The sequence below is a fragment of the Paenibacillus mangrovi genome (assembly GCF_022898935.1).
Classification (GTDB): domain Bacteria; phylum Bacillota; class Bacilli; order Paenibacillales; family Paenibacillaceae; genus Paenibacillus_AQ; species Paenibacillus_AQ mangrovi.
Window position 1 is genome coordinate 39,881 of sequence record NZ_JALIRP010000001.1, and the last position, 19,775, is coordinate 59,655.

Annotated in this window: 18 protein-coding genes and 1 pseudogene; 11 read left to right on the forward strand and 8 right to left on the reverse strand. The window is 50.1% G+C overall.

Going from position 1 to position 19,775, the window contains the following annotated elements:
• Positions 1-19: 19 nt before the first annotated feature.
• Positions 20-370, forward strand: a pseudogene (locus MUG84_RS00220) (manganese catalase family protein); the annotation flags it as partial.
• A 153-nt stretch (positions 371-523) separates the two neighbouring features.
• Positions 524-1,219, forward strand: coding sequence for an HAD family hydrolase (locus MUG84_RS00225; protein ID WP_244717389.1), 696 nt, complete (start codon positions 524-526; stop codon positions 1,217-1,219).
• Positions 1,220-1,259: 40 nt separating this feature from the next.
• Here MUG84_RS00225 and MUG84_RS00230 read toward each other — a convergent pair whose 3' ends face one another.
• From MUG84_RS00230 to MUG84_RS00250, 5 genes are all read right to left on the reverse strand, one after another.
• Positions 1,260-2,381 (reverse strand): YheC/YheD family endospore coat-associated protein, encoded by a 1,122-nt coding sequence (locus MUG84_RS00230; protein ID WP_244717392.1) that lies wholly within the window; start codon positions 2,379-2,381, stop codon positions 1,260-1,262.
• 112 nt (positions 2,382-2,493) lie between these two features.
• Positions 2,494-3,555, reverse strand: coding sequence for a YheC/YheD family endospore coat-associated protein (locus MUG84_RS00235; RefSeq protein ID WP_280521138.1), 1,062 nt, complete (start codon positions 3,553-3,555; stop codon positions 2,494-2,496).
• Positions 3,556-3,602: 47 nt separating this feature from the next.
• Entirely contained in the window at positions 3,603-4,982 is a 1,380-nt protein-coding gene (locus tag MUG84_RS00240) for a YheC/YheD family endospore coat-associated protein (protein ID WP_244717398.1), read from the reverse strand.
• Positions 4,982-6,106 carry a YheC/YheD family endospore coat-associated protein gene (locus tag MUG84_RS00245; protein WP_244717401.1) on the reverse strand — a complete coding sequence of 375 codons (1,125 nt, stop codon included), beginning with the start codon at positions 6,104-6,106 and terminating at the stop codon, positions 4,982-4,984. Before MUG84_RS00245 ends, MUG84_RS00240 begins: the two co-directional genes overlap by 1 nt.
• Before the next feature lie 11 nt (positions 6,107-6,117).
• Positions 6,118-7,485: a YheC/YheD family endospore coat-associated protein gene (locus MUG84_RS00250; protein WP_244717405.1), complete on the reverse strand. Its 1,368-nt coding sequence runs from the start codon at positions 7,483-7,485 to the stop codon at positions 6,118-6,120.
• A gap of 164 nt (positions 7,486-7,649) precedes the next feature.
• Here MUG84_RS00250 and MUG84_RS00255 point away from each other — a divergent pair, with 164 nt between their 5' ends.
• From MUG84_RS00255 to MUG84_RS00265, 3 genes are all read left to right on the forward strand, one after another.
• On the forward strand, positions 7,650-7,997 hold the full coding sequence (locus MUG84_RS00255; protein ID WP_244717408.1) for a YlbF/YmcA family competence regulator: 348 nt from the start codon (positions 7,650-7,652) through the stop codon (positions 7,995-7,997).
• 90 nt (positions 7,998-8,087) lie between these two features.
• Positions 8,088-8,375 carry a hypothetical protein gene (locus MUG84_RS00260; protein ID WP_244717411.1) on the forward strand — a complete coding sequence of 96 codons (288 nt, stop codon included), beginning with the start codon at positions 8,088-8,090 and terminating at the stop codon, positions 8,373-8,375.
• A gap of 159 nt (positions 8,376-8,534) precedes the next feature.
• Positions 8,535-9,869 carry a DRTGG domain-containing protein gene (locus tag MUG84_RS00265; RefSeq protein WP_244717415.1) on the forward strand — a complete coding sequence of 445 codons (1,335 nt, stop codon included), beginning with the start codon at positions 8,535-8,537 and terminating at the stop codon, positions 9,867-9,869.
• A 165-nt stretch (positions 9,870-10,034) separates the two neighbouring features.
• Here MUG84_RS00265 and MUG84_RS00270 read toward each other — a convergent pair whose 3' ends face one another.
• From MUG84_RS00270 to MUG84_RS00280, 3 genes are all read right to left on the reverse strand, one after another.
• Positions 10,035-10,340 (reverse strand): YtpI family protein, encoded by a 306-nt coding sequence (locus tag MUG84_RS00270; protein WP_244717419.1) that lies wholly within the window; start codon positions 10,338-10,340, stop codon positions 10,035-10,037.
• An 80-nt stretch (positions 10,341-10,420) separates the two neighbouring features.
• On the reverse strand, positions 10,421-10,915 hold the full coding sequence (locus tag MUG84_RS00275) for a sporulation membrane protein YtrI (RefSeq protein WP_244717422.1): 495 nt from the start codon (positions 10,913-10,915) through the stop codon (positions 10,421-10,423).
• Between the two features lie 2 nt (positions 10,916-10,917).
• Entirely contained in the window at positions 10,918-11,244 is a 327-nt protein-coding gene (locus MUG84_RS00280; RefSeq protein ID WP_244717425.1) for a YtrH family sporulation protein, read from the reverse strand.
• Between the two features lie 154 nt (positions 11,245-11,398).
• Between MUG84_RS00280 and MUG84_RS00285 the strand changes: the two genes are divergently transcribed.
• The 6 genes from MUG84_RS00285 to pyk all read left to right on the forward strand — a co-directional run bounded on the left by MUG84_RS00285 (position 11,399) and on the right by pyk (position 19,602).
• Complete coding sequence (locus MUG84_RS00285) at positions 11,399-15,055, forward strand: DNA polymerase III subunit alpha (RefSeq protein WP_244717428.1); 3,657 nt, start codon at positions 11,399-11,401, stop codon at positions 15,053-15,055.
• A gap of 201 nt (positions 15,056-15,256) precedes the next feature.
• On the forward strand, positions 15,257-15,748 hold the full coding sequence (locus MUG84_RS00290; protein ID WP_244717431.1) for a phosphatidylglycerophosphatase A family protein: 492 nt from the start codon (positions 15,257-15,259) through the stop codon (positions 15,746-15,748).
• 154 nt (positions 15,749-15,902) lie between these two features.
• Entirely contained in the window at positions 15,903-16,091 is a 189-nt protein-coding gene (locus MUG84_RS00295; RefSeq protein ID WP_244720840.1) for a glutamate decarboxylase, read from the forward strand.
• Between the two features lie 85 nt (positions 16,092-16,176).
• Entirely contained in the window at positions 16,177-17,070 is an 894-nt protein-coding gene (gene accD / locus MUG84_RS00300; RefSeq protein WP_244717434.1) for an acetyl-CoA carboxylase, carboxyltransferase subunit beta, read from the forward strand.
• The gene (locus MUG84_RS00305) at positions 17,071-18,054 is read left to right on the forward strand and encodes an acetyl-CoA carboxylase carboxyltransferase subunit alpha (RefSeq protein WP_244717452.1); all 984 of its coding nucleotides are present in this window, start codon (positions 17,071-17,073) and stop codon (positions 18,052-18,054) included.
• A gap of 123 nt (positions 18,055-18,177) precedes the next feature.
• A complete protein-coding gene (pyk, locus tag MUG84_RS00310) occupies positions 18,178-19,602 on the forward strand; it encodes a pyruvate kinase (protein WP_244717456.1) in 1,425 nt (474 codons plus the stop codon).
• Positions 19,603-19,775 lie beyond the last annotated feature (173 nt).

Sequence of the window (19,775 nt, forward strand, 5' to 3'; positions counted from 1 at the left end):
TCATAGTTGCATTATGGTGTCGATCTATAAATTGACCAAGGACGCGACCGTCGAACAGCTGGAATGCGCAGGTCTCGGTGCCCATTATGTTGCGCATGACAAGGCTCTTTTCTATGAAAATGCTGGCGGAGTACCATTTACAGCCGCATATATCCAGGCTAAAGGTGATCCGCTTGCGGATCTGTATGAGGATATTGCCGCCGAGGAGAAGGCCCGTGCTACATATCAGTGGTTGATCGATATGACGGATGATGTGGATCTGCAGGACAGCCTGAAATTTTTGCGGGAGCGTGAAATTGTGCATGCCACCCGTTTCAGGGAAGCCGTGGAGATCATTAAGGATGACCGGACTCAGAAGAGAATATTCTAACCTGATGAATCAACGTGAAGAAGCAAGGCGTTCCAACCTCGGGGCGCCTGTTTTGTCTGGTTTACAACCTTGTAAGCTTCCCTTATGATAGGCTATAAGCATAGCGCCAAATAGCGGCGTATACATCGAGACACAGAAGGGATGTTGCTAGCGATGAATACCAGAAGCAAGTTGAAGAGGCCCGAGGCAATGATTTTTGATATGGACGGCACGCTTTTCCAAACGGAATCCGTATTGTTGCCTGCGTATCATAAGCTGTTCGACACGCTTCGCAGCGAAGGCTTATACACAGCGCCGACACCTCCGGAAGAGCGGATGCTGGGCAGTCTTGGTATGCTGCTGGAAGATATATGGAAGGTTGTTATGCCGGATGGCAGCGAAGAAGCCCATAATCGTGCTAATGAACTGCTGCTCCAGCTTGAGCTGGAAGGTCTGGCCGGTGGTGAGACGCTGCTGTATCCGGAAGTCAAGGAGACGCTAGAAGCACTGCACGAGCAGGGCGTAAAGCTGTATGTGGCGAGCAACGGACTAGAGCATTATATCAGCGGAATCGTGGATACGCATGAATTGGCCAAGCTTTTTGATGGGCTGTACAGCGCAGGTAAGCATGGCACGCTCTCCAAAGTGGATTTGGTTAAACTGCTGCTGGAGGAGAATCATGTTAAGTCTGCGTGGATGGTTGGAGACCGATCTTCGGATGTGGAAGCAGGAAAGAAAAACGAACTTGGCGTGATCGGCTGCGCATATGCCGGTTTCGGCAACCATGAAGAACTGAAAGGCTCGGATGTACTCATCTCCTCTTTCTCAGAGCTTCTGAAGCTGTATGAGGAAGCGGCATCGAATACATAAAAAGTAGAATTACGTATTAAAAAGCCGGCAGGCCGCAGATTCACTGCGGTTTGCCGGCTTTTTTAAGTTCTTTTTGATCGTACAGCCAAACGGCGTATTCGAGCGGTCTGGCGATGGCCTGCCGGTATAATTCGGGATCTCCGATTTGCGAAAATACTTCTCTCGCAGGCTTGGGATTGACCTCCAGGAGATAAATGTCTCCCTTCTTGTTAATAGCAAGATCAAGCGCGAGCTCGCATAAGGCGCCATATTTTTCTTCCAGAAAAGAAGCCACGCCGATTCCGAGTTTCTCTGCCTGTATCTGAATCCTGAGCCGGGTTTCTTCATCCTCAATCCATTGATCGAGCATGGAATTCATGGATACCGCATGCCCTCCGCCGTGCAGGTTGGAGGTGATGCTGCGCGGTGCCCCGACTCTTCCTGCAATGCCGGTGAGCTGCCAGTTGCCTTCTTCGTTCTTCTGTACCAGCATGCGGTAATCATGAACGCGTCCGTTTGGAAGGTCAACCTGAATCCCCTCTTGCACCAGGTAGCCGTCCTTCATATTCCAGCTGTTAAGCACGGCACCAAGGCGGGAGCTATGGATTTTCTGCGGGGTGATGATTTTCCGCTCCTGGTTCCGGCCTTGGATATAAAAATGAGCCGGCTCCTTTAGCCGTTCGACGCGCAAGATCCCGCGCCCACCGGTTCCGTTAATTGGCTTTAAATAGATGACGGGGTTTTTCTTCAGCATGCGCTGCACGTCAGATAAGCTATGATAAAGATGTGTCTCAGGAAGATATTTCTTGAATTCAGATTTCTCCGATAGCACCTCGTATATAATCCATTTGTTTCGAAGAGGCCGGTTCAGAAACAGAAGGTGGCTGTAGCGCTTGCGGAACTGGAGAAGCTGCGTGAAACGGTAGCCTCTCTGGATGCGGCAGCGGTCATAGATCATATCGGGAAATTGGCGCCATCTGCGCCCCCATACGCCTTTTTGGGTATCATACTCGAGCGCGTAAATTCGTTGTTTGCTATCGCTGACATCCATGGGTGTAAAAACAAAAACATCCAAACCCAGTTTGCGGCCTTCAATGATCATTTTCTGGTAAACGGGCTTCTCCTCAAGATGCTTTCGTTCATTCATGTAGAGCGTCAAAATACCTAAGACGGGAATCGGCACAACGTTTCACCTTCTTTTATGGAGGCCGCCTGAAGGCGAACCGTATTCTTGGAATTCGCGGGGAAAGGAGAGAATGGATGTACCTTGCATCTTGAACTCACTTCCTTTTACGTTACAACGTCGGATGGTCTGCAAGATATTGGCTGTAATGGAAAATGCGTTCGAGCGATCTTTGACGGATATGGGGCTCATCGAATTTCATTGGCTTCGCATTCGCCTCGAAAAACCAGATGCTGCCTGCAGCATCTACTCCAAGATCCATAGACATTTCACCATGGATATAACCGGAAGCCTTCTCGATTTGTCTGGCGATCACAATGGCGGTTGTTTTCACGCAGTTCATGATTCTCGGAGCCATCTCGGAGCCGAAGACAGCCGTAAGCATTTTGTTAGGATCCTCGATGCTGCCCCCACGCGGGACGTGTGTTGTTATACTTTTGGATCCTGCCATACGTGCGCCGACACCTGTGACGCCCCATTGTCCTCTTTTCGTTTTCTGCAGCAGTATTCTTAAATCAAACGGACGATTGTCAACGGACGCAAGCTCGATGCCCTGCTGCACAATATAGGGGCTAGCGCCGGTTTCGCTTTTGATGCGGGCCCAAAGACGCTGTATATTCGCTCCTTTATAGGTGGTGCTGTTCTTGTGATGTTGTACCTTAAGACGGTATGGAAGCAGTTTGTCCTCCTGGTATTTCAGCATCATGATGCCTTTGCCGGCTTTTCCGCTTTCCGGCTTTAGATAAAGGCAGGGATAACGTTCGAGCATCTTTTGAAGGCTGGCCTCCCCCCGCAGACGTCTCGTTTTGGGAACAAGGTGCACGGTCGATTTGGATTGTTTAAGCCATTCAAACAGATGCCATTTGTTAAAAAAGTAAGGGTTGTAAAACCTGATGTCCGGGTTCACCAGGCATTCATTGATTTTACGCCGAACGGCAGGCCTGAGCTCATCCTCGCGCGAAGGAATGCGGTTATAAATGACTTGCGGGGGCGGAAAATGCTGCTGTTCCCACTCTTCATCCGCATTCAGCGTGTATCCTTTGACTTTTTCGCCGCTGAGTTTGAGATCCTTGATCGTCACGACATAGACAGGAAACCCCATTTCCTGTCCAGTCCTGACGATATCCCCAAAATTGGACTCATTTCCCCGAAAAAAACCAGGTCCGTTCGACATGGTCAGTATGGCGACGACGGGCTTGAATTCATCAGGATTTACAATCGTCACTCGGAATCCCTCCTGCGGAATTTACTCAAATACAGGCAATGTTCGAGGATATGCTCCACAGAGGCTTTCCCTTCTGACCGCAGGGAAGGATGGCTGAATATGGAGCGGCCGGGTTTGGCATTGGCTTCAAACATCCATACCTTTTCATCCTGGTCAATTCCAAGGTCAAATCCGATTTCGCCTAACAAATGTTGGTGATGGAACTCAATTGCCTCGGCAAGCTTAATGGCGATATTTTTGGTGTTTTGCAGTACCTCATCTGATCTCGATCCAAAGGTGCGGCTCAGTGCCTGCTCGGGCGTCAGCAGGGAACCTCCATTTTTTAGATGCGTGGTAACGCTGCCTCTACCGGATTTTTTGGCTCCAATGCCGACGACGTCCCATTTGTTGTTGCCGTTCTTATGCATGTGGAACCGGAAGTCAATTGGACAATTATCGATTTCGATCAGTCTGATTCCTTGCTGAATGACATAGGACTCAAGCGAGCGTCCGTGCCTGGATTGAAGCATACGCATCATGCTGCTGAAGTTGCTGAACCGAAGCAATACATTGCCGTTTCCTTTGCGGTAGCGTACGAAGTAACCTTTTTTGGGTAAATAGATCAGCCGGTAAATTCCTTTTCCCAGACTGCCGCCGGAAGGCTTGTAGTAAAGAAATTGGTGCCTTTCCAGCATATCCTTGATTCTCTCGGGTACCGGATTCATATAGGATTCCGGAACATACTGGTTGACCGTGTTGTCATTTTCGAGCAAACGGTAAATATCCGACTTATTAAAGAAACCCCAGTTGAAATAAGGGATTTTCCTGCGTGCAAAGCGTTCCCTCAATTGATATATGGAAGCTGAGGTTTCGGCTTTGCGGCTTGGCAGGCGGTTATAGACAACATCGGGGAGCGGAACCGTTCTTCGATAAAAAGAGCCGCTCTCGTTCAGAAAATAACCGTTGACCGTTTCCTGATGCCAGTTGATATCTCGCGGAGTAAAGGCAAAAATATAACATTTCTTTTTTCCTTCCCGCAGCAGCTGTTTGATGAATCCTGTTCGTGATGCAAACGGCTGCGAGGAATTCGTCGGTCCATCCGAAAGTACCCCGATCAGCGGTCCAAGCTGGAATTCATTGGATTCATCGTCCTGATTGAGTATATAAATGCTGCCTGAAGAAGGGACATGAATGCCGCTTCGGACTGCTGAGCCGAGAATTAGATGCTTACCCGACTTCTTGACGGGCTTTACGGCAGCAAGCATCGTATCGTTGCCAAGCCGGAGCTGGATGTTTTTCTTGCCGGACAGCTTTAAACTTTTCATCAGAGTATTCGATATATAGACGACTTTCTCGGGCTGCTGCGAAAAATGAATATTACAAAAAGTCAAACTCATCAATTTACCCTCCTAAGTTGTCGAAGCAATAGATAGCGGGCATAGCGGAGCGGATTTTCCGATGCGAGAATCGCGCTGCCCGGGTCATTTCCGGCTTGCCTGATGGAACTTCGCCCTGGCTTGGAGTTCACCTCGAGCAGCCATATATCCCCTTTCGTATCGATCCCGAAATCGATGCCCAGTTCGCCGAGCCTGCCATAATGACCCTCTAGAATCGGCGGAATGTTTTCGGACAACTGCCCGAGAGTATCCGTCATGCGTTCTGCCTGTGCAGCTCCGAATTTTTCGCTTAGATACGGCAGAACAGGAAGGGCCTTTCCGCCGCCGTGAAGGTTGGAGGTCATGCTTCCTGCGGCGCCTTCCCGGACCGCCATTCCGGTTCGCATCCACAACCCTTTTTCATTTTTCTGCATTAACACCCTGATATCAAAAGGCTGGTCATTTCTGCCGTACAATTGGAGAAACGGCTGGAGGATATAATCGCGATTCCCGGTAAACTGCCGGATCCACAGGAAAGCCTTGGATGATTCGTCAAAGCTCATTTCCAATTGCCGGTTGGCAGAGTCCCTTGCTTTCACAAGAAAGGCTCGAAGGTCCGGATTCATCCGGATGTAGAGCGTGTTTTTGCCTTGGGAGCCGCTTTTGGGCTTTAAAAATATTTCTCCGTCATACTTTTTCAGAGCGATCAATAGATCTTCTGTGCCCCGATATATCGAAGTGGGAGGCAGATGGGGAAGTAAGCTGGCTTCTCTTTTCAGAGTCTGATATACCTGCCATTTGCCTGGAAGTCCCCGGGACCATAGCAACCAACGCCCAGCGAACCGGGCTTCGGACAGCAGACTGGCCGCTGCGGTGAATTCTTTCCCGCTATGGAACAGGCACCGATCATATACGATATCGGGGAAGGGAAGCCTGCACTTATGCCATTCGCCTTGCTTGTAAGTGAAGCCATTAACGAAGCTGCGGTCTGGTGCTGCATCCGCCGGGCAAAAGACGATCACGCGAATGCCGTATTTTTTTCCGAGTATGGACAGCCTTCTACAGTAGTTTTCATCCGAAAACGGCGGACTGCCGAGACGGCTACAGCACATGATGCCGAGTGTTCCAATGCTAAAGCTGTTCATGGCATTCCTCCTTAGAAGCCTGACAAATAGCAGCAGTATTCCAGCAGCCTTTTGACTGAGGGCCTGATTTTGGTTTCATTTAGCGGTGTATTGTCATTTTTGGATGGCTTGGAGTTGACCTCTAGCATCCATATTTTCCCTGTAACATCCATAGCCAGATCAATGCCGAGCTCTCCGAAATGTGCGGGGATCAGATTGTCAATCCCACTGGCAATATCCAGAGATGCGCGGTGCAGCTTAATATAAGCTGTATTCTTAACTTCTTCGGGAAGCATGCATTTGTTTACCGCGTCCTTGACGGTACTGAGCGTACCTCCGCGGGCGAGGTTGGAAACAAAATGATTTCCTCCGGCGATACGTGCCACGATGGAGGTCACATGCCATTTGCCGTGACCGTTTTTCTGTACCAACGCCCGGAAATCGATCGGCCGCTTGCCGTGATCGATCAGCGTGAGTCCTTGCTGGACTTGAAAACGGGTCGTTTTCATCTTCCCGGATATGCCTGCAAACAGTTTGGTTAAGCTTGGGTATACCTGCTTGCGGGCACCGCCTGTAGAAGTGGCCAGCGTCTCGAAGGTGCCGTCGGGCTGTCTTGCGATCCGGATGATCCCCTTGCCGAGACTGCCGCGCACCGGCTTCAGAAAAACGACGGGGTACTGGGAACACATTTTTTTGAGGATGGTATAACCATTCAGCAGATGGGACTCAGGCATAAATCTAGCGAAGGATGCGTCGGCCTTAAGTGTGACGAAAACCTCGTTTTTGTCCAGAAATCTTTCATTAAAGACATGCGTGCCATACTGGGATTTTACTTCTTTCATAAAATGCTGTACGCTAGGTTTATTCTCCATTTTGCGGGTTGTGAGACGGTTGTTGACGACATTAGCGATGGGCATAGCTATTTGGCGCCATCCGTTGTCATATACCCAGCCATGTATACTGTCTGAGCCTTCTTGGATGTGATCTGGTGTAAAGAAGTATACATATGCGCCCTGCTTCCGGCAGGCGTTAACAAGCTCCCGGCAAAACATGGTTATGGAGCCGAACGGTTTATCGGGCTGATCTGGATGATCCCGGCTGACGAGTACACTGATCAAAGGCCCGATCCTGAGTGTACGGCTCGTTGTGTTGTAGGTCGCCCTCAGAACCGGACGAGAAAAAAGACCCATTCGGCGGGCCAGAGGCTCACTGATTCGCAGACCGCTGTATTTGGCTGCGGCAACAACGGTGATCTCTTGTCTGAAGGAACCAAATGCCAACTGCAGAGGACGGTCGGTAGGAATCTTCCACTGTTTGACCAGCTTCTCTCCGAGTACAATAGCGTTTTCCTTTAAAGCGCCCGGAGTGAACATTTGGACCGGTAGCATTTTTTTGGACATCGTGGATCTCCTTCCAACAGCAACTTGATGTCTAATGGGCAGATAAGGAGCATCTGCATTTTGCATGTAATGCATCATATGAGGACATAAATCCCTTGGTGATTGACTCATCTTTTAAAAAAAAGGGGTTTGAAGCTTACATTTTTAAAGGAGGAAGGACACACATGAATATTTACGACAAAGCAAATGAATTGGCGAGAGCTCTGAAAGAGTGCCAGGAGGTTAAGGATATCACTTCGGCGATGAGCCTGATTGAAAAGGATCAAGAAAGCAAACAAATGCTTGATGATTTCAGAAACCGTCAAATGGAGATTCAGCAGCGGATGATGTCCGGTGATATGCCTTCCCAGGAAGAGATGGAGAAGATGGAAAAGCTCTTTGACGTGCTCAATCTGAACCTGAATATCCGCCGCCTGTTTGATGCCGAGCGCCGCCTTAGCACCATTATTGAGGATATTAATAAAATGATCTCGGACAGCCTGCAGGACCTCTACGGAGGACAAAGTCTGTAGACCGCAGGATTTTTCTATATCTTGTCTCATATTTTGCGGCAGACCTTCATAGAGTAGAAATATAGATTCACTTGTGAAGGAGCTGCCGTGATGAAAAAAAGAAACAAATTCAAGCATTTTCTGTATCTGATTCTAGCTTTGGCCATGCTGGTGTACGCCTTGCCGTTGATTTCATTCAGTGGAGGCTGGTCGTGGGCATCTGCCTTTGGTACAGCGTGGGCGCTGTTTGCTTTTCTGGTGATTGGAGCGCATTTGCATTATCTGCTGGGTGTGGATGAAGAGAAGCAAAAGGCGCTTGACCGCATTAAAGCGGCCAAGCTGCGCCAATGGCAGATGAAATGGCCTGAAGATACGCAGCGCGGACAGGAAAATATATAAGAATGTATGACTTAATAAGCCGAGCAGCTATATAAATTGAACTAAAGAATAGGTAAACTTTAGTCCAATTTATATAGCTGCTCCGGCTTTTTTTGTGTGGGATAGAATGCTATGATATAGATACAGAGTAGTACAGTTGGATATGTGGGGGTGTAACAGGTGGAAGGCCGCGATGATGCAATTACAAAGCATGAACAGCTTTTGCTGCATATTGAAGCACTGAAGGTGGGGACGAAAATATCGGTCCGCAAGCTGGCACGTGAAATGTCCGTCAGTGAAGGTACGGCCTACCGAGCACTCAAGGATGCGGAAAACCTGGGCATTGTGATTACGAAGGAAAGGATTGGAACTGTCAGGGTCGAAAAGAAACCGCGCAACATATCCGAGCAGCTTACCTTTGCAGATGTGGTGGACATCGTGGAGGGCCATGTGTTGGGGGGAGCGGACGGGCTTCATAAAAATTTGCATAAATATGTGATCGGAGCCATGAAAGTGGATGCCATGGTCCGGTATATTGATGCTGGCAGCCTGCTGATTGTCGGCAACCGTGACAATGCGCATAAGCTGGCTCTGGAGCAGGGCGCAGGTGTGCTGATCACCGGTGGCTTCGGAACCAGCAAAGAAGTCAAGGCGCTGGCGGATCAGCTGAACCTGCCGATTTTTTCTTCGCGACATGATACCTTTACCGTAGCGTCGCTGATTAACCGGGCGATCTTTGACCGGCTGATCAAGAAGAAAATTATGATCGTGGAAGATATCGTCGGTAGCAAGCCGAAGATTCATGCGCTTAAGATGTCAAGTACCGTGGGGGAAAGTTTGGCGTTGTCCGAGCAAAAAGGTGATCCTCGGCTTCCAGTCGTGGATGAGTGGAACCGGGTACTCGGGATCGTAAACCGCAGCGATTTGAGAAATTTGCCGGAAGAGCAGAGTATTGAGAAGGTGCTGATACGTAACCCGGTAACGGCCACGCTTCAGACCACTCTGGCTTCTGCCGCGCAGCTGATGATGTGGGAAGGCATCGACTTTTTGCCGATCGTAGACCGCAACCGTAAGCTGGTGGCGACCGTTTCCCGCAAGGAAGTGCTGCAGGCGATGCGCGATGCGCGCAAACAGCCTCAGCTTGGCGAAACGTTCGATCATCTGATCTGGAACGGCTTTGCGGATGAGCGGGATGAGGAGGGGCGCCTTTTCTTCCACGGATTCATCACGCCGCAGATGGCAACAGATCTTGGAACGATATCTGAGGGGATTCTGACGACGGTCATGACACAGGCCGCGCTACGCGCCGCTAAAGATATGACAGGCAACGATTTTGTACTGGACAATATGACGACCTATTTTGTACGTCCGGTCCAGATCGAGGATCCTGTTGCTGTTATACCACGCCTACTGGAAGCAAGCCGGCGTACATGCAAACTGGAAATTGAGATCACGCATATGGACAGCTTGGTCGCGAAAGCCGTGCTCACGCTGCAATCGATTGAACACGGATAAGAAAAACGTCTATCGACGTACTCTCACAGAAGTTAGGGCCGCATTTAGAGGTAGTTTTTCTTACGATTATAGAATGGTTCAGCTTCGCTGAACCATTCTATAATCTAAAAAAAGCCGGACACTCCGCAATTGGAGCGTCCGGCTTTTGTGCTTAGGCCATTCGAGTTACATATTGCTCGATTTCATACGGCTGTAGTAGCCGCGATTGCGGATGCCGGCAAAAATATTGAAGGCGCCGATGACGAGGAATACCCCTTCAACAATGACGGCAACCGTCGAACCTCTAAAGATAAACATGAAAATCAGTGCAAGCGCAACAAGCATGATTCCCATAAAAATATTCGTAACAGCCCCGTACAAGCCTCTTTCGCGGGCATCCCTCGATCTCCGGGAACGGCTGCTGTATAGAGCGGCGCAGATGCAGGCAATGACCAGCAGCGCAAAAAGTATATAGCGGATGACAGAAACCATGAGATGCTGCAGCTCCTTTTTCGAATTCCATATTAACAGTTGTTTGAACATACACTTATTGGCAACATTGTAACATGAAATTATGGATTCCGCACTTGAACGGTATGGATATCCACCCAGATCTGGAGCATGCCCTCCATCAGCAGCATCGTCTTGATTTCAACTGTATATTCCTTGTCGCGCACCTTATAGATTTTCTGATCCAGCAGCTTTCGCACGAATTTGCTGTCGGTATCGATTTCAAATACGCTCCTTCCGCGCAGCCCGCTTAAATCCTCTCCCAGCTGGACAATGATGGCTTTAACGACAACCGGATCGAGCGGAGGGTCCTGCTGCTCATTGCGGATTTTTATTTCCCGGATGACGGTTTGCTGATTCTTGTATTTCTTTAATGTCTTGATATCTTCCTCATATTGCTTGATCTGCCCCTCCAAGTCATAATTGGACAGCCATAATAGATTGTAGCTTGAGTGGAAGATAACATTGTAGACAACGCTACCCACGATGACACCCAGTATGAATACAGCGACGATTTGTGATAAATGGCGATAGCGTGTGAACGGAGGTATTCTCATGGCTACTCCTTACCGCCACAGACCCACTTCACCAGCTCACTGCCCATATGCGCTCCGAGAAAAGCCGAAACCAGGAATAAAATCTGCTTGATCGCCGGAGACATATTTCCTCCCAAAAAATTGCTTTCGATTACCCGCATCGGATCGATCGTACCGCCAACTGCGGCAGCCAGAGCCCAAATCTTGATCCGGTCCGCAACGTCAAGCATGGTCTGGGTCGGTGGCTGCAGGGAAACGACGGCACCAATGCCACCAACCATAGCACCTCCGATTACGATACCGAAGGCAATGAAGAAATCCAGAATTGCTTTGGATAAAAAAGTGCTCATGAAATCCAGTCCTTTCGCAAGGGGTAGTGACATACCGCCTGTCCGGTGATCTCCTACTTCATTCTATGGGCGGTGCCTTGCGCAATATGATAAAATAATATAAAGAGATGAAGACTGCTCTACGACATGAAAGCGGACAAAAAGGAGAAGAGATATGAGTTCATTTGTGCATCTTCATGTGCATAGCGAATACAGCCTCCTGGATGGAGCGGCACGGATCTCGGACCTTGTCCGCCAAGCCGCTGAAAACGGGATGAAGGCGCTGGCACTGACGGACCATGGGGTCATGTACGGTGCTGTGCCTTTTTATAAAGCGTGCAAATCTGCTGGTATCAAGCCGATTATCGGCTGTGAGGCTTATCTGACGGCCGGTTCGCGCAAGGAACGGGGAAGCCGCAAGGATCAGCCGATCTACCATTTAATCCTTCTGGCCAAAAATGAGACCGGATACCGGAATTTGATGAAGCTGTGCTCCATCGGCCATTTGGAAGGTTATCATTATAAACCCCGAATCGACATGGAAGCTTTGAAAGCCTACCATGAGGGGATTATCTGCCTTAGCGCCTGCCTGGGCGGCGAAGTGCCTCAGCATCTCCTGCATGGCAGAATGGAGGAAGCCCGCATGGCGGCGATCCGGTACCGTGATATTTTTGGGGAAGATTTTTACCTTGAGCTGCAGGACCACGGACTGCCTGAGCAAAAACGCGTGAATCCGCAGCTGATTCAGCTGGCGGAGGAGCTGGGCGTTCAGCTGACGGTTACGAACGATGTGCATTATTTGAAACGCGAGGATGCCGCCATGCAGGATGTCCTGATCTGCATCGGCACGGGCAAGACCATCGAGGACGAAAGCAGGCTGCAAATCCCTACGGATCAGCTGTATTTCAAGAGCGGGGAAGAGATGGAACGCTTGTTTCCGCATGTGAAGCAGGCGCTTGAGAACACGGCCGCGATTGCGGACAAATGTAATCTGGAGCTGGAATTTGGCAGATCCATTCTTCCGGAATTCCGTCCGCTGCCCGAAGGCATGGATTCGGTGCAATATTTGCGTTCCCTCTGCGAGAAGGGCCTTGCCAAGCGCTATGAGAACACAGAACTGTGGTCTTCGCCGGAAGGCCGGGAAGAGCTGAACAAACGCCTGGATTATGAGCTTGGTGTCATTGGCAGCATGGGCTTCAGCGATTATTTTCTGATCGTGTGGGATTTCATCGCCCATGCCCACAGCCAAGGAATCGCCACAGGTCCCGGAAGGGGGTCGTCGGCGGGCAGCTTGGTGGCTTATGTGCTTGCGATTACCAATGTCGATCCGATCAAATATCATCTTTTGTTTGAACGGTTTCTTAACCCGGAACGGGTAACCATGCCGGATATCGATATCGATTTCAGCGATGAACGACGGGATGAGGTCATTCGTTATGTCGTTGAGAAGTACGGTAATGAGCATGTGGCCCAAATCATCACTTTTGGTACGATGGCGGCGAGGGCCGCGGTCCGTGATGTGGGACGGGCTCTGAACGTGCCTTACGGGGACGTGGACAAAGCGGCCAAGCTGATCCCTAGCGCGCATGGCATCAGCATTCAGCGGGCGCTCGAGCTTAGCGAGGAGCTGCAAAAATATTATCAGCAAAACGCGAAAATCCGCGAATTACTCGACATGGCCATGAAGGTGGAGGGCATGCCGCGCCATGCTTCGACACATGCCGCAGGCGTCGTCATTTCGCGCGACCCTCTTACCGATGCCGTGCCGCTCCAAGAGGGCAGCGAGCAGACCGCATTAACCCAGTATTCGATGGAAAATGTGGAAAGCATCGGCCTTTTGAAGATGGATTTTCTGGGTCTGCGGACGTTGTCTATCATCGAGCGCTGCATGAACTGGATTGAGGAAGCAACCGGGAACCCGCCGGATTTCAATCGTGTTGCCGATAACGATAAGAAGACTTACAACATGCTGGGAAACGGGGATACCACCGGCGTTTTCCAGCTGGAGTCCGCGGGCATGCGGAGAGTGCTCAAGGATCTGAAACCTTCCGTATTCGAGGATATTATTTCGGTCCTAGCTTTGTACCGCCCGGGTCCAATGGAGTTCATACCGAAGTTTATTCAGGCCAAGCACGGTCTGATTGAGATTGATTATCCGCAGGAAGACCTGAAGCCGATTCTGGGCGATACTTACGGAATTATCGTATATCAGGAACAAATTATGAAAATCGCTTCGCTGATGGCCGGTTTCTCGCTTGGGGAAGCGGATTTGCTCCGCCGCGCCGTGTCGAAGAAAAAACGCGAGGTGCTGGATCAGGAGCGCAGCCATTTCGTCGCAGGAAGCTTGAAGCAAGGATACACCGAGGACGATGCCAACCGGGTCTATGATATGATCGTCCGGTTTGCCGATTACGGCTTTCCGCGGGCGCATGCTGCGGCTTACGGGGTTCTTGCGTTCCAGACGGCCTATCTGAAGGCGCATTATCCAGTGCAGTTCATGGCTTCCATGTTGACCGCGGTCATGGGCAGCCATCGCAAGGTTGCGGAGTATGTGGTGGAATGCCGGCGGATGAACATCCACGTCCTGCCACCGGATATCAACGAGAGCGGTGTGCTTTTTACTCCGGTCGCCGCAGATAGAACGGAAACGAGCGGGGAGGAAGCAGCCCCCGGACATATTAGGTTTGGGCTTGGAGCCATCAAAAACGTAGGCACGCAGGCTGTGGAGAATATCATGCTGGTCAGAGAGGAGAAGCCCTTCGAGAGCCTGCTTGATTTCTGTCGCCGGATCGATTTAAGAGTCGTCAACAAGCGGGTGATTGAGTCGCTGATTCAGGCAGGAGCATTTGACTCACTCCCGGGTCACCGGGCGCAGCTGCTGGCCATGCTCGACGAAACCGTGGAAGCAGCCGTGAAATGGCGCAAGGAACGCGAAGATTTGCAGATTCAGCTGTTTGATTTTGTCGAGACGCCGAACTGGGATATCGAGTATCCCGAAATTCCGGCTTTCTCTGCCGGGCAGCAGCTGGAGCTTGAACGCGAACTGCTGGGGCTGTACCTGTCCGGACATCCACTTGACGATTTCGATGAAGCGCTGGACGGACCCGGTATGGACCGGCTGATGAATCTTACAGAGGCAGCTGACGAGTCATATACCGTTGTAGCTGCCATGGTCATCTCCGTCAAGACGATTACGACCAAACAGGGTAAAGCTATGGCATTCATGGAAGTGGAAGACCAGATCGAACGGTGTGAAGTAGTACTCTTCCCTGAAGTGTGGAAGCGAAGCTCTCCGTATATTGAAAAAGGCGTGCTGCTCGCACTCCGTGCCAAGGTCCAGCAGCAGGATGAGGGATTCAAGCTGCTGGCGGAAGACGTGCTGCGGCTGGATGAAGCGTCGCTTGAGCAGCTTGTGAAGCGTTCAAGGGCCAGATCTGTCTCGGGGAGCAAAAGCTTTGCCAAGCAGCCAGCTCAGAAGCCGGTGCAAAAGCCGTCTCCGGTAACGACGGGCACAGAGGCGCAGCTATCCGGCACGGCAGCTGCATCAGCAGAGGCCGACTCTTCAAGTGCCCTACCTGCTCCGAAGCGGAATAAGGCCGCAGAGCAGCGCGTGTTTGTCAAGATTACGCCGCAGTCAGAGCGCAATCCGGATCTGTTGACCCGCTTGAAAGTGCTGCTGCAGGAGCATCCGGGGCCGGTACAGACGGTGTTGTTCTACGAAGAAGGCCAGAAGCTGCTTGCACTTAGTGACAGCTACCGCATCAAGCCTTCCCCGCAGCTGTTCAATCAGATGGAAGGGATTCTTGGAAAAGAGACTGTGCGAATCAAATAAATGGATTCACTGCCCGGCGGTCTTCAATGCTGCCGGGTACCCGTCTATTCGGCTGATCTGGCAAGTTTAACCGAGAATTTACGAACGTTTCAGCTTGCACCCGCATACACTTAGGAACACCTATTCAAGGGACAACATTTTAGGCGTCTGCCAGATTTGGAGCAACAAACTTTTCTGGCGCGTATGCAGGGGGAATTTCGGATGTCGTATGAAGCAGCGGTGGCCATGTTAAACCGCCGGGGAGTCAAGGTTGAGGATATTGCCGATATCGTACACCAGCTGCAGCTGGTGTATCACCCTCTTTTGACAAGGCAAGACTGTATCGATAGCGTTAACGCGGTACTTGGCAAGCGTGAGGTGCAGTATACCCTTTTTACGGGAATTGCTCTCGATGAGCTTGCAGAGCGTAAGCTGCTGCCTCAGCCACTTCAGGCGATTATGGAGGCGGATGAGCCTTTGTATGGCGTGGACGAGACATTGGCACTTGGTATCACCAACGTATATGGTATGATCGGATTGACCAGCTTTGGTTATCTCGATAAGGAAAAAACCGGTATTATCGCGGAGCTTAACGATAAAGAAAATGAAATTCATGTTTTTTTAGATGATCTTGTGGCAGGGCTTGCCGCAGCCGCTTCAGCCCGCATAGCGCACAGGCATAAAGGGGCCAAGATGTATCCGGACGTTCTGTGAGTGTTCCGAGTCATAAACCTTCTTCCAACCCTTTTGAAGCCCCTGATCTCACGAATGGTTTCCAAGCCCTTTGTTGCGGGAAAAAACAGAGTTATGTTATCATTGTTTCATTATACGGGCTCAAGAACATGAGATTAGGGGGCTTATGAAAGGCATGTGGACGGTCATCTATATCGCACCTACCGCTAAGGTAGCGGAAATGATCCAGGCCAAATTAACGGAAGAAGGGTTTATGGTGAAAAGCCGTCCGATCAACTTATCCAAACAGCAATTCGAAATTCTGGTGCCCTCTGGAGAGCTGGAGGAAGTCCAAGAAGTGCTGAATTCCATCTTGCATCCTTAATCGTTCGAGAAACGAGGGCCATGGCGTTTATATGGACCTGAGCGAAGATGCGGCTGAGTAAATTAACGGCTGGAGAGGTGTAGTTGTGTTTAAAGACTTATTTCAGAAAAAAAGAAAGTACGCGACCATTCCTTCAGATCGAGTAGGAAGAGGCAGCGAGCCTGGCGAAACCGAGAGACCCAAGCGGGAAGTTCCTGAAGGGCTCATGAATAAATGCGCCAAATGCGGTGCTATTCAATACAGGAAAGAGCTAGAAAAGAATTTGAAGGTCTGCTCGAACTGTGGTTACCATATGCGTCTGAACGCCGTGGAACGGATTCAGATGCTGCTGGATGAAGAAGGGTTTGAGGAATTTGATAGCGGCATGGTTTCGGTCGATCCGTTGCAGTTCCCGGGATACGGAACCAAGCTGGAGCAGCAGAAGATGAAATCCGGCCTGCGCGAGGCTGTTATTACCGGACAAGGCACAATCGATGGATTGTCGGTGGTCATCGCCGTCATGAGCTTCGATTTCTTCACAGGCAGCATGGGATCGGTTGTAGGTGAAAAGATTACGCGTGCGATTGAAGTGGCGACGGAAAAAGATCTGCCGCTTATCATTTTCTCCACCTCAGGCGGAGCTCGTATGCAGGAAAGCATTCTTAGCCTGATGCAAATGGCGAAGACAAGCGCTGCCCTGGCCCGCTTCAACGAAAAGGGCGGTTTATATATTTCCGTAATCACGGATCCTACGACTGGCGGTGTTTCTGCCAGTTTTGCCACGCTTGGTGATATTAATATTGCCGAGCCCGGAGCCGTATTTGGTTTTGCCGGCAGAATCGTCATCGAGCAGACCATCCGCCAGAAGCTGCCCGATGATTTCCAGACTGCGGAATTCAACCTGGCCCATGGCCAGCTGGACCTGGTGGTCCACCGCAAAGAGCTGCGTCCGATGCTGTACAAGCTCCTTGAGCTTCACAGTGTGAAAGGGGGATATTAAGTGGCGGGAGAATTGCCTTTTGAAAAACCCCTTGTTGAAATGCGGCAAAAAATCAACGAACTGAAACAATTCGGACAGGACAAGGGTATCGATTTTACCGACGAAATTTCCAGATTGGAAGAGCGGTATGCAGAGCTTGAAAACGAGATTTATTCAAACATCTCTCCTCACCAGAAGATGCACGTGGCCAGACACCAGCAGCGCCCGACTTCGCTTGATCTGATTCAGCTGATTTTCAGCGATTTCATCGAACTGCACGGCGACCGTTTATTTGGCGACGACCTTGCTGTGGTTGGTGGACTTGCCAAACTGGATGGACAAGCGGTGACGGTCATTGGCCAGCAGAGAGGTAAGGATACGAAGGACAATATCGCCCGTTTCTTCGGCAGCGCGCATCCGGAAGGCTTCCGTAAGGCGCTGCGCTTGATGCAGCAGGCGGATAAATTTAAACGCCCGATTATTACTTTTGTCGATACAAAAGGTGCATATCCGGGTAATACAGCAGAAGAGAGGGGACAATCCGAAGCCATCGCCCGTAATTTGCGGGAAATGTCGGCGCTCGGCGTTCCTGTTATTTGTGTAATCATCGGCGAAGGTGGAAGCGGCGGTGCTCTTGCGATGGCCGTAGGTAACCGTGTGCTAATGCTGGAGCATGCCATTTACTCGGCGATTTCGCCAAACGGGGCGGCATCGATTCTATGGAAGGATGCGTCCAAGGCCGATCAGGCTGCCGAGGCCATGAAAATTACAGCCAAGGATCTGCTTGGCTTTGAAGTCATCGAGGAAATCATTCCGGAACCGGTGGGCGGCGCCCACAGAGACTATGAATTGACGGCATCCGCGATAAAAGACGCCCTCGTCAGTCACCTTAAGGAGCTCTCCGCCATGGATAGCGCGGCTTTAAAAGAAGACAGATATCAGAAATTCCGTAAAATCGGAAAGTTCGCGTATGAGCAATCTTCGTCGCCTGGAGTCATAGAATAGTGTAATTTTGTCAATGCTAGATATGACAAAGTTCCTATACAAAATCTTAAATTTGTAGTAGATTAGATCATTGGATAAACATGTAGGATAGAGAGATTTAAGAAAAACGGAGGAAACCCAAAAATGCGTAAAACAAAAATCGTATGTACTATCGGACCTTCCAGTGAATCGTTGGAAAACACCAAAAAATTGATTCTTGCCGGCATGAACGTAGCCCGTCTGAACTTTTCTCACGGCGACTTCGAGGAGCACGGCAACCGGATTAAAAACATCCGCCAGGCTTCCAAAGAATTGAACAAAACAGTAGCCATTCTGCTTGATACCAAAGGACCTGAAATCCGTACGGGCAAGCTGGCTGTTGAGCCGATTGAACTCGTTCAAGATGAATACATCACTTTGACAACCGAAGAAATTTTAGGAGACAAAGACCGCATCTCCGTCACTTATCAGGATCTTCCTGGTGATGTGCAAGAGGGCTCCACCATTCTGATCGACGACGGTCTGATCGGTTTGACGGTTGAAAGTGTTGAAGGCACCGAGATTAAATGCCGCATTGTCAACGGAGGTACCATCAAGAGCAAGAAAGGCGTTAACGTACCGGGTGTTGCGATTTCTCTGCCAGGTATTACAGAGAAAGACGCGAGCGATATCGTGTTTGGTATCGAGCAAGGCATCGATTTTATTGCAGCTTCCTTCGTCCGCAAAGCAAGTGACGTTAAAGAAATCCGTGAACTGCTCAAGAAGCATAACGCAGAACACATTCAAATTATTTCCAAAATCGAAAATCAGCAGGGCGTAGACAACCTGGATGAAATCCTGGAAGCTTCCGACGGTCTGATGGTAGCCCGTGGCGACCTTGGCGTGGAAATTCCTGCTGAAGAAGTACCGCTTGTACAAAAACGCATGATCGAAAAATGTAATGTTGCGGGTAAACCGGTAATCACCGCTACCCAAATGCTCGATTCCATGCAGCGCAACCCGCGTCCGACACGCGCAGAAGCAAGTGACGTTGCGAACGCCATTTTCGACGGTACCGATGCTATCATGCTCTCCGGCGAAACAGCTGCTGGTAAATATCCGGTGGAATCCGTTCAGACTATGTCCCGTATTGCTGAAAAAGCGGAATCCGCACTGGACTACCGCGAGATTTTCTTGAAGCAAAGAATCGCTCAAGAAACGACAGTTACCGAAGCGATCAGCCAATCCGTAGCGATCTCCGCACTGGATCTGAATGCGAAGGCGATCATTTCCTCCACGGAATCTGGTCATACGGCACGTATGGTATCCAAATACCGTCCACAGGCACCGATCATTGCTGTAACGACACAGGAGCGTACGCTGCGCCGTCTGGCTCTTACTTGGGGTGTAACTCCGGTTCAGGGCAAAGTCGCAACTTCTACTGACGAAATGTTCGAGAACTCCTTGAAGGGCGGTCTGGAAACCGGCATCGTAAAGGCAGGAGATCTGGTAGTGATCACAGCTGGTGTTCCGCTTGGACAATCCGGTTCGACTAACCTTGTGAAAGTCAGCCAGGTTCCTAACTTGTAGGAGACCCTTGGTCTGAAGAACGATAATGTTATAGATTCTTATATAAAAGACTGTGCAGGATCATTCCTGCGCAGTTTTTTTATGACTGAGGAAGTTAAGAGGACATCGTTTTTTCCTGAATGAATAGAGCATGTCTGGTACAAAATACCTGTGTTGTTGTTTTTCGGCTGCCT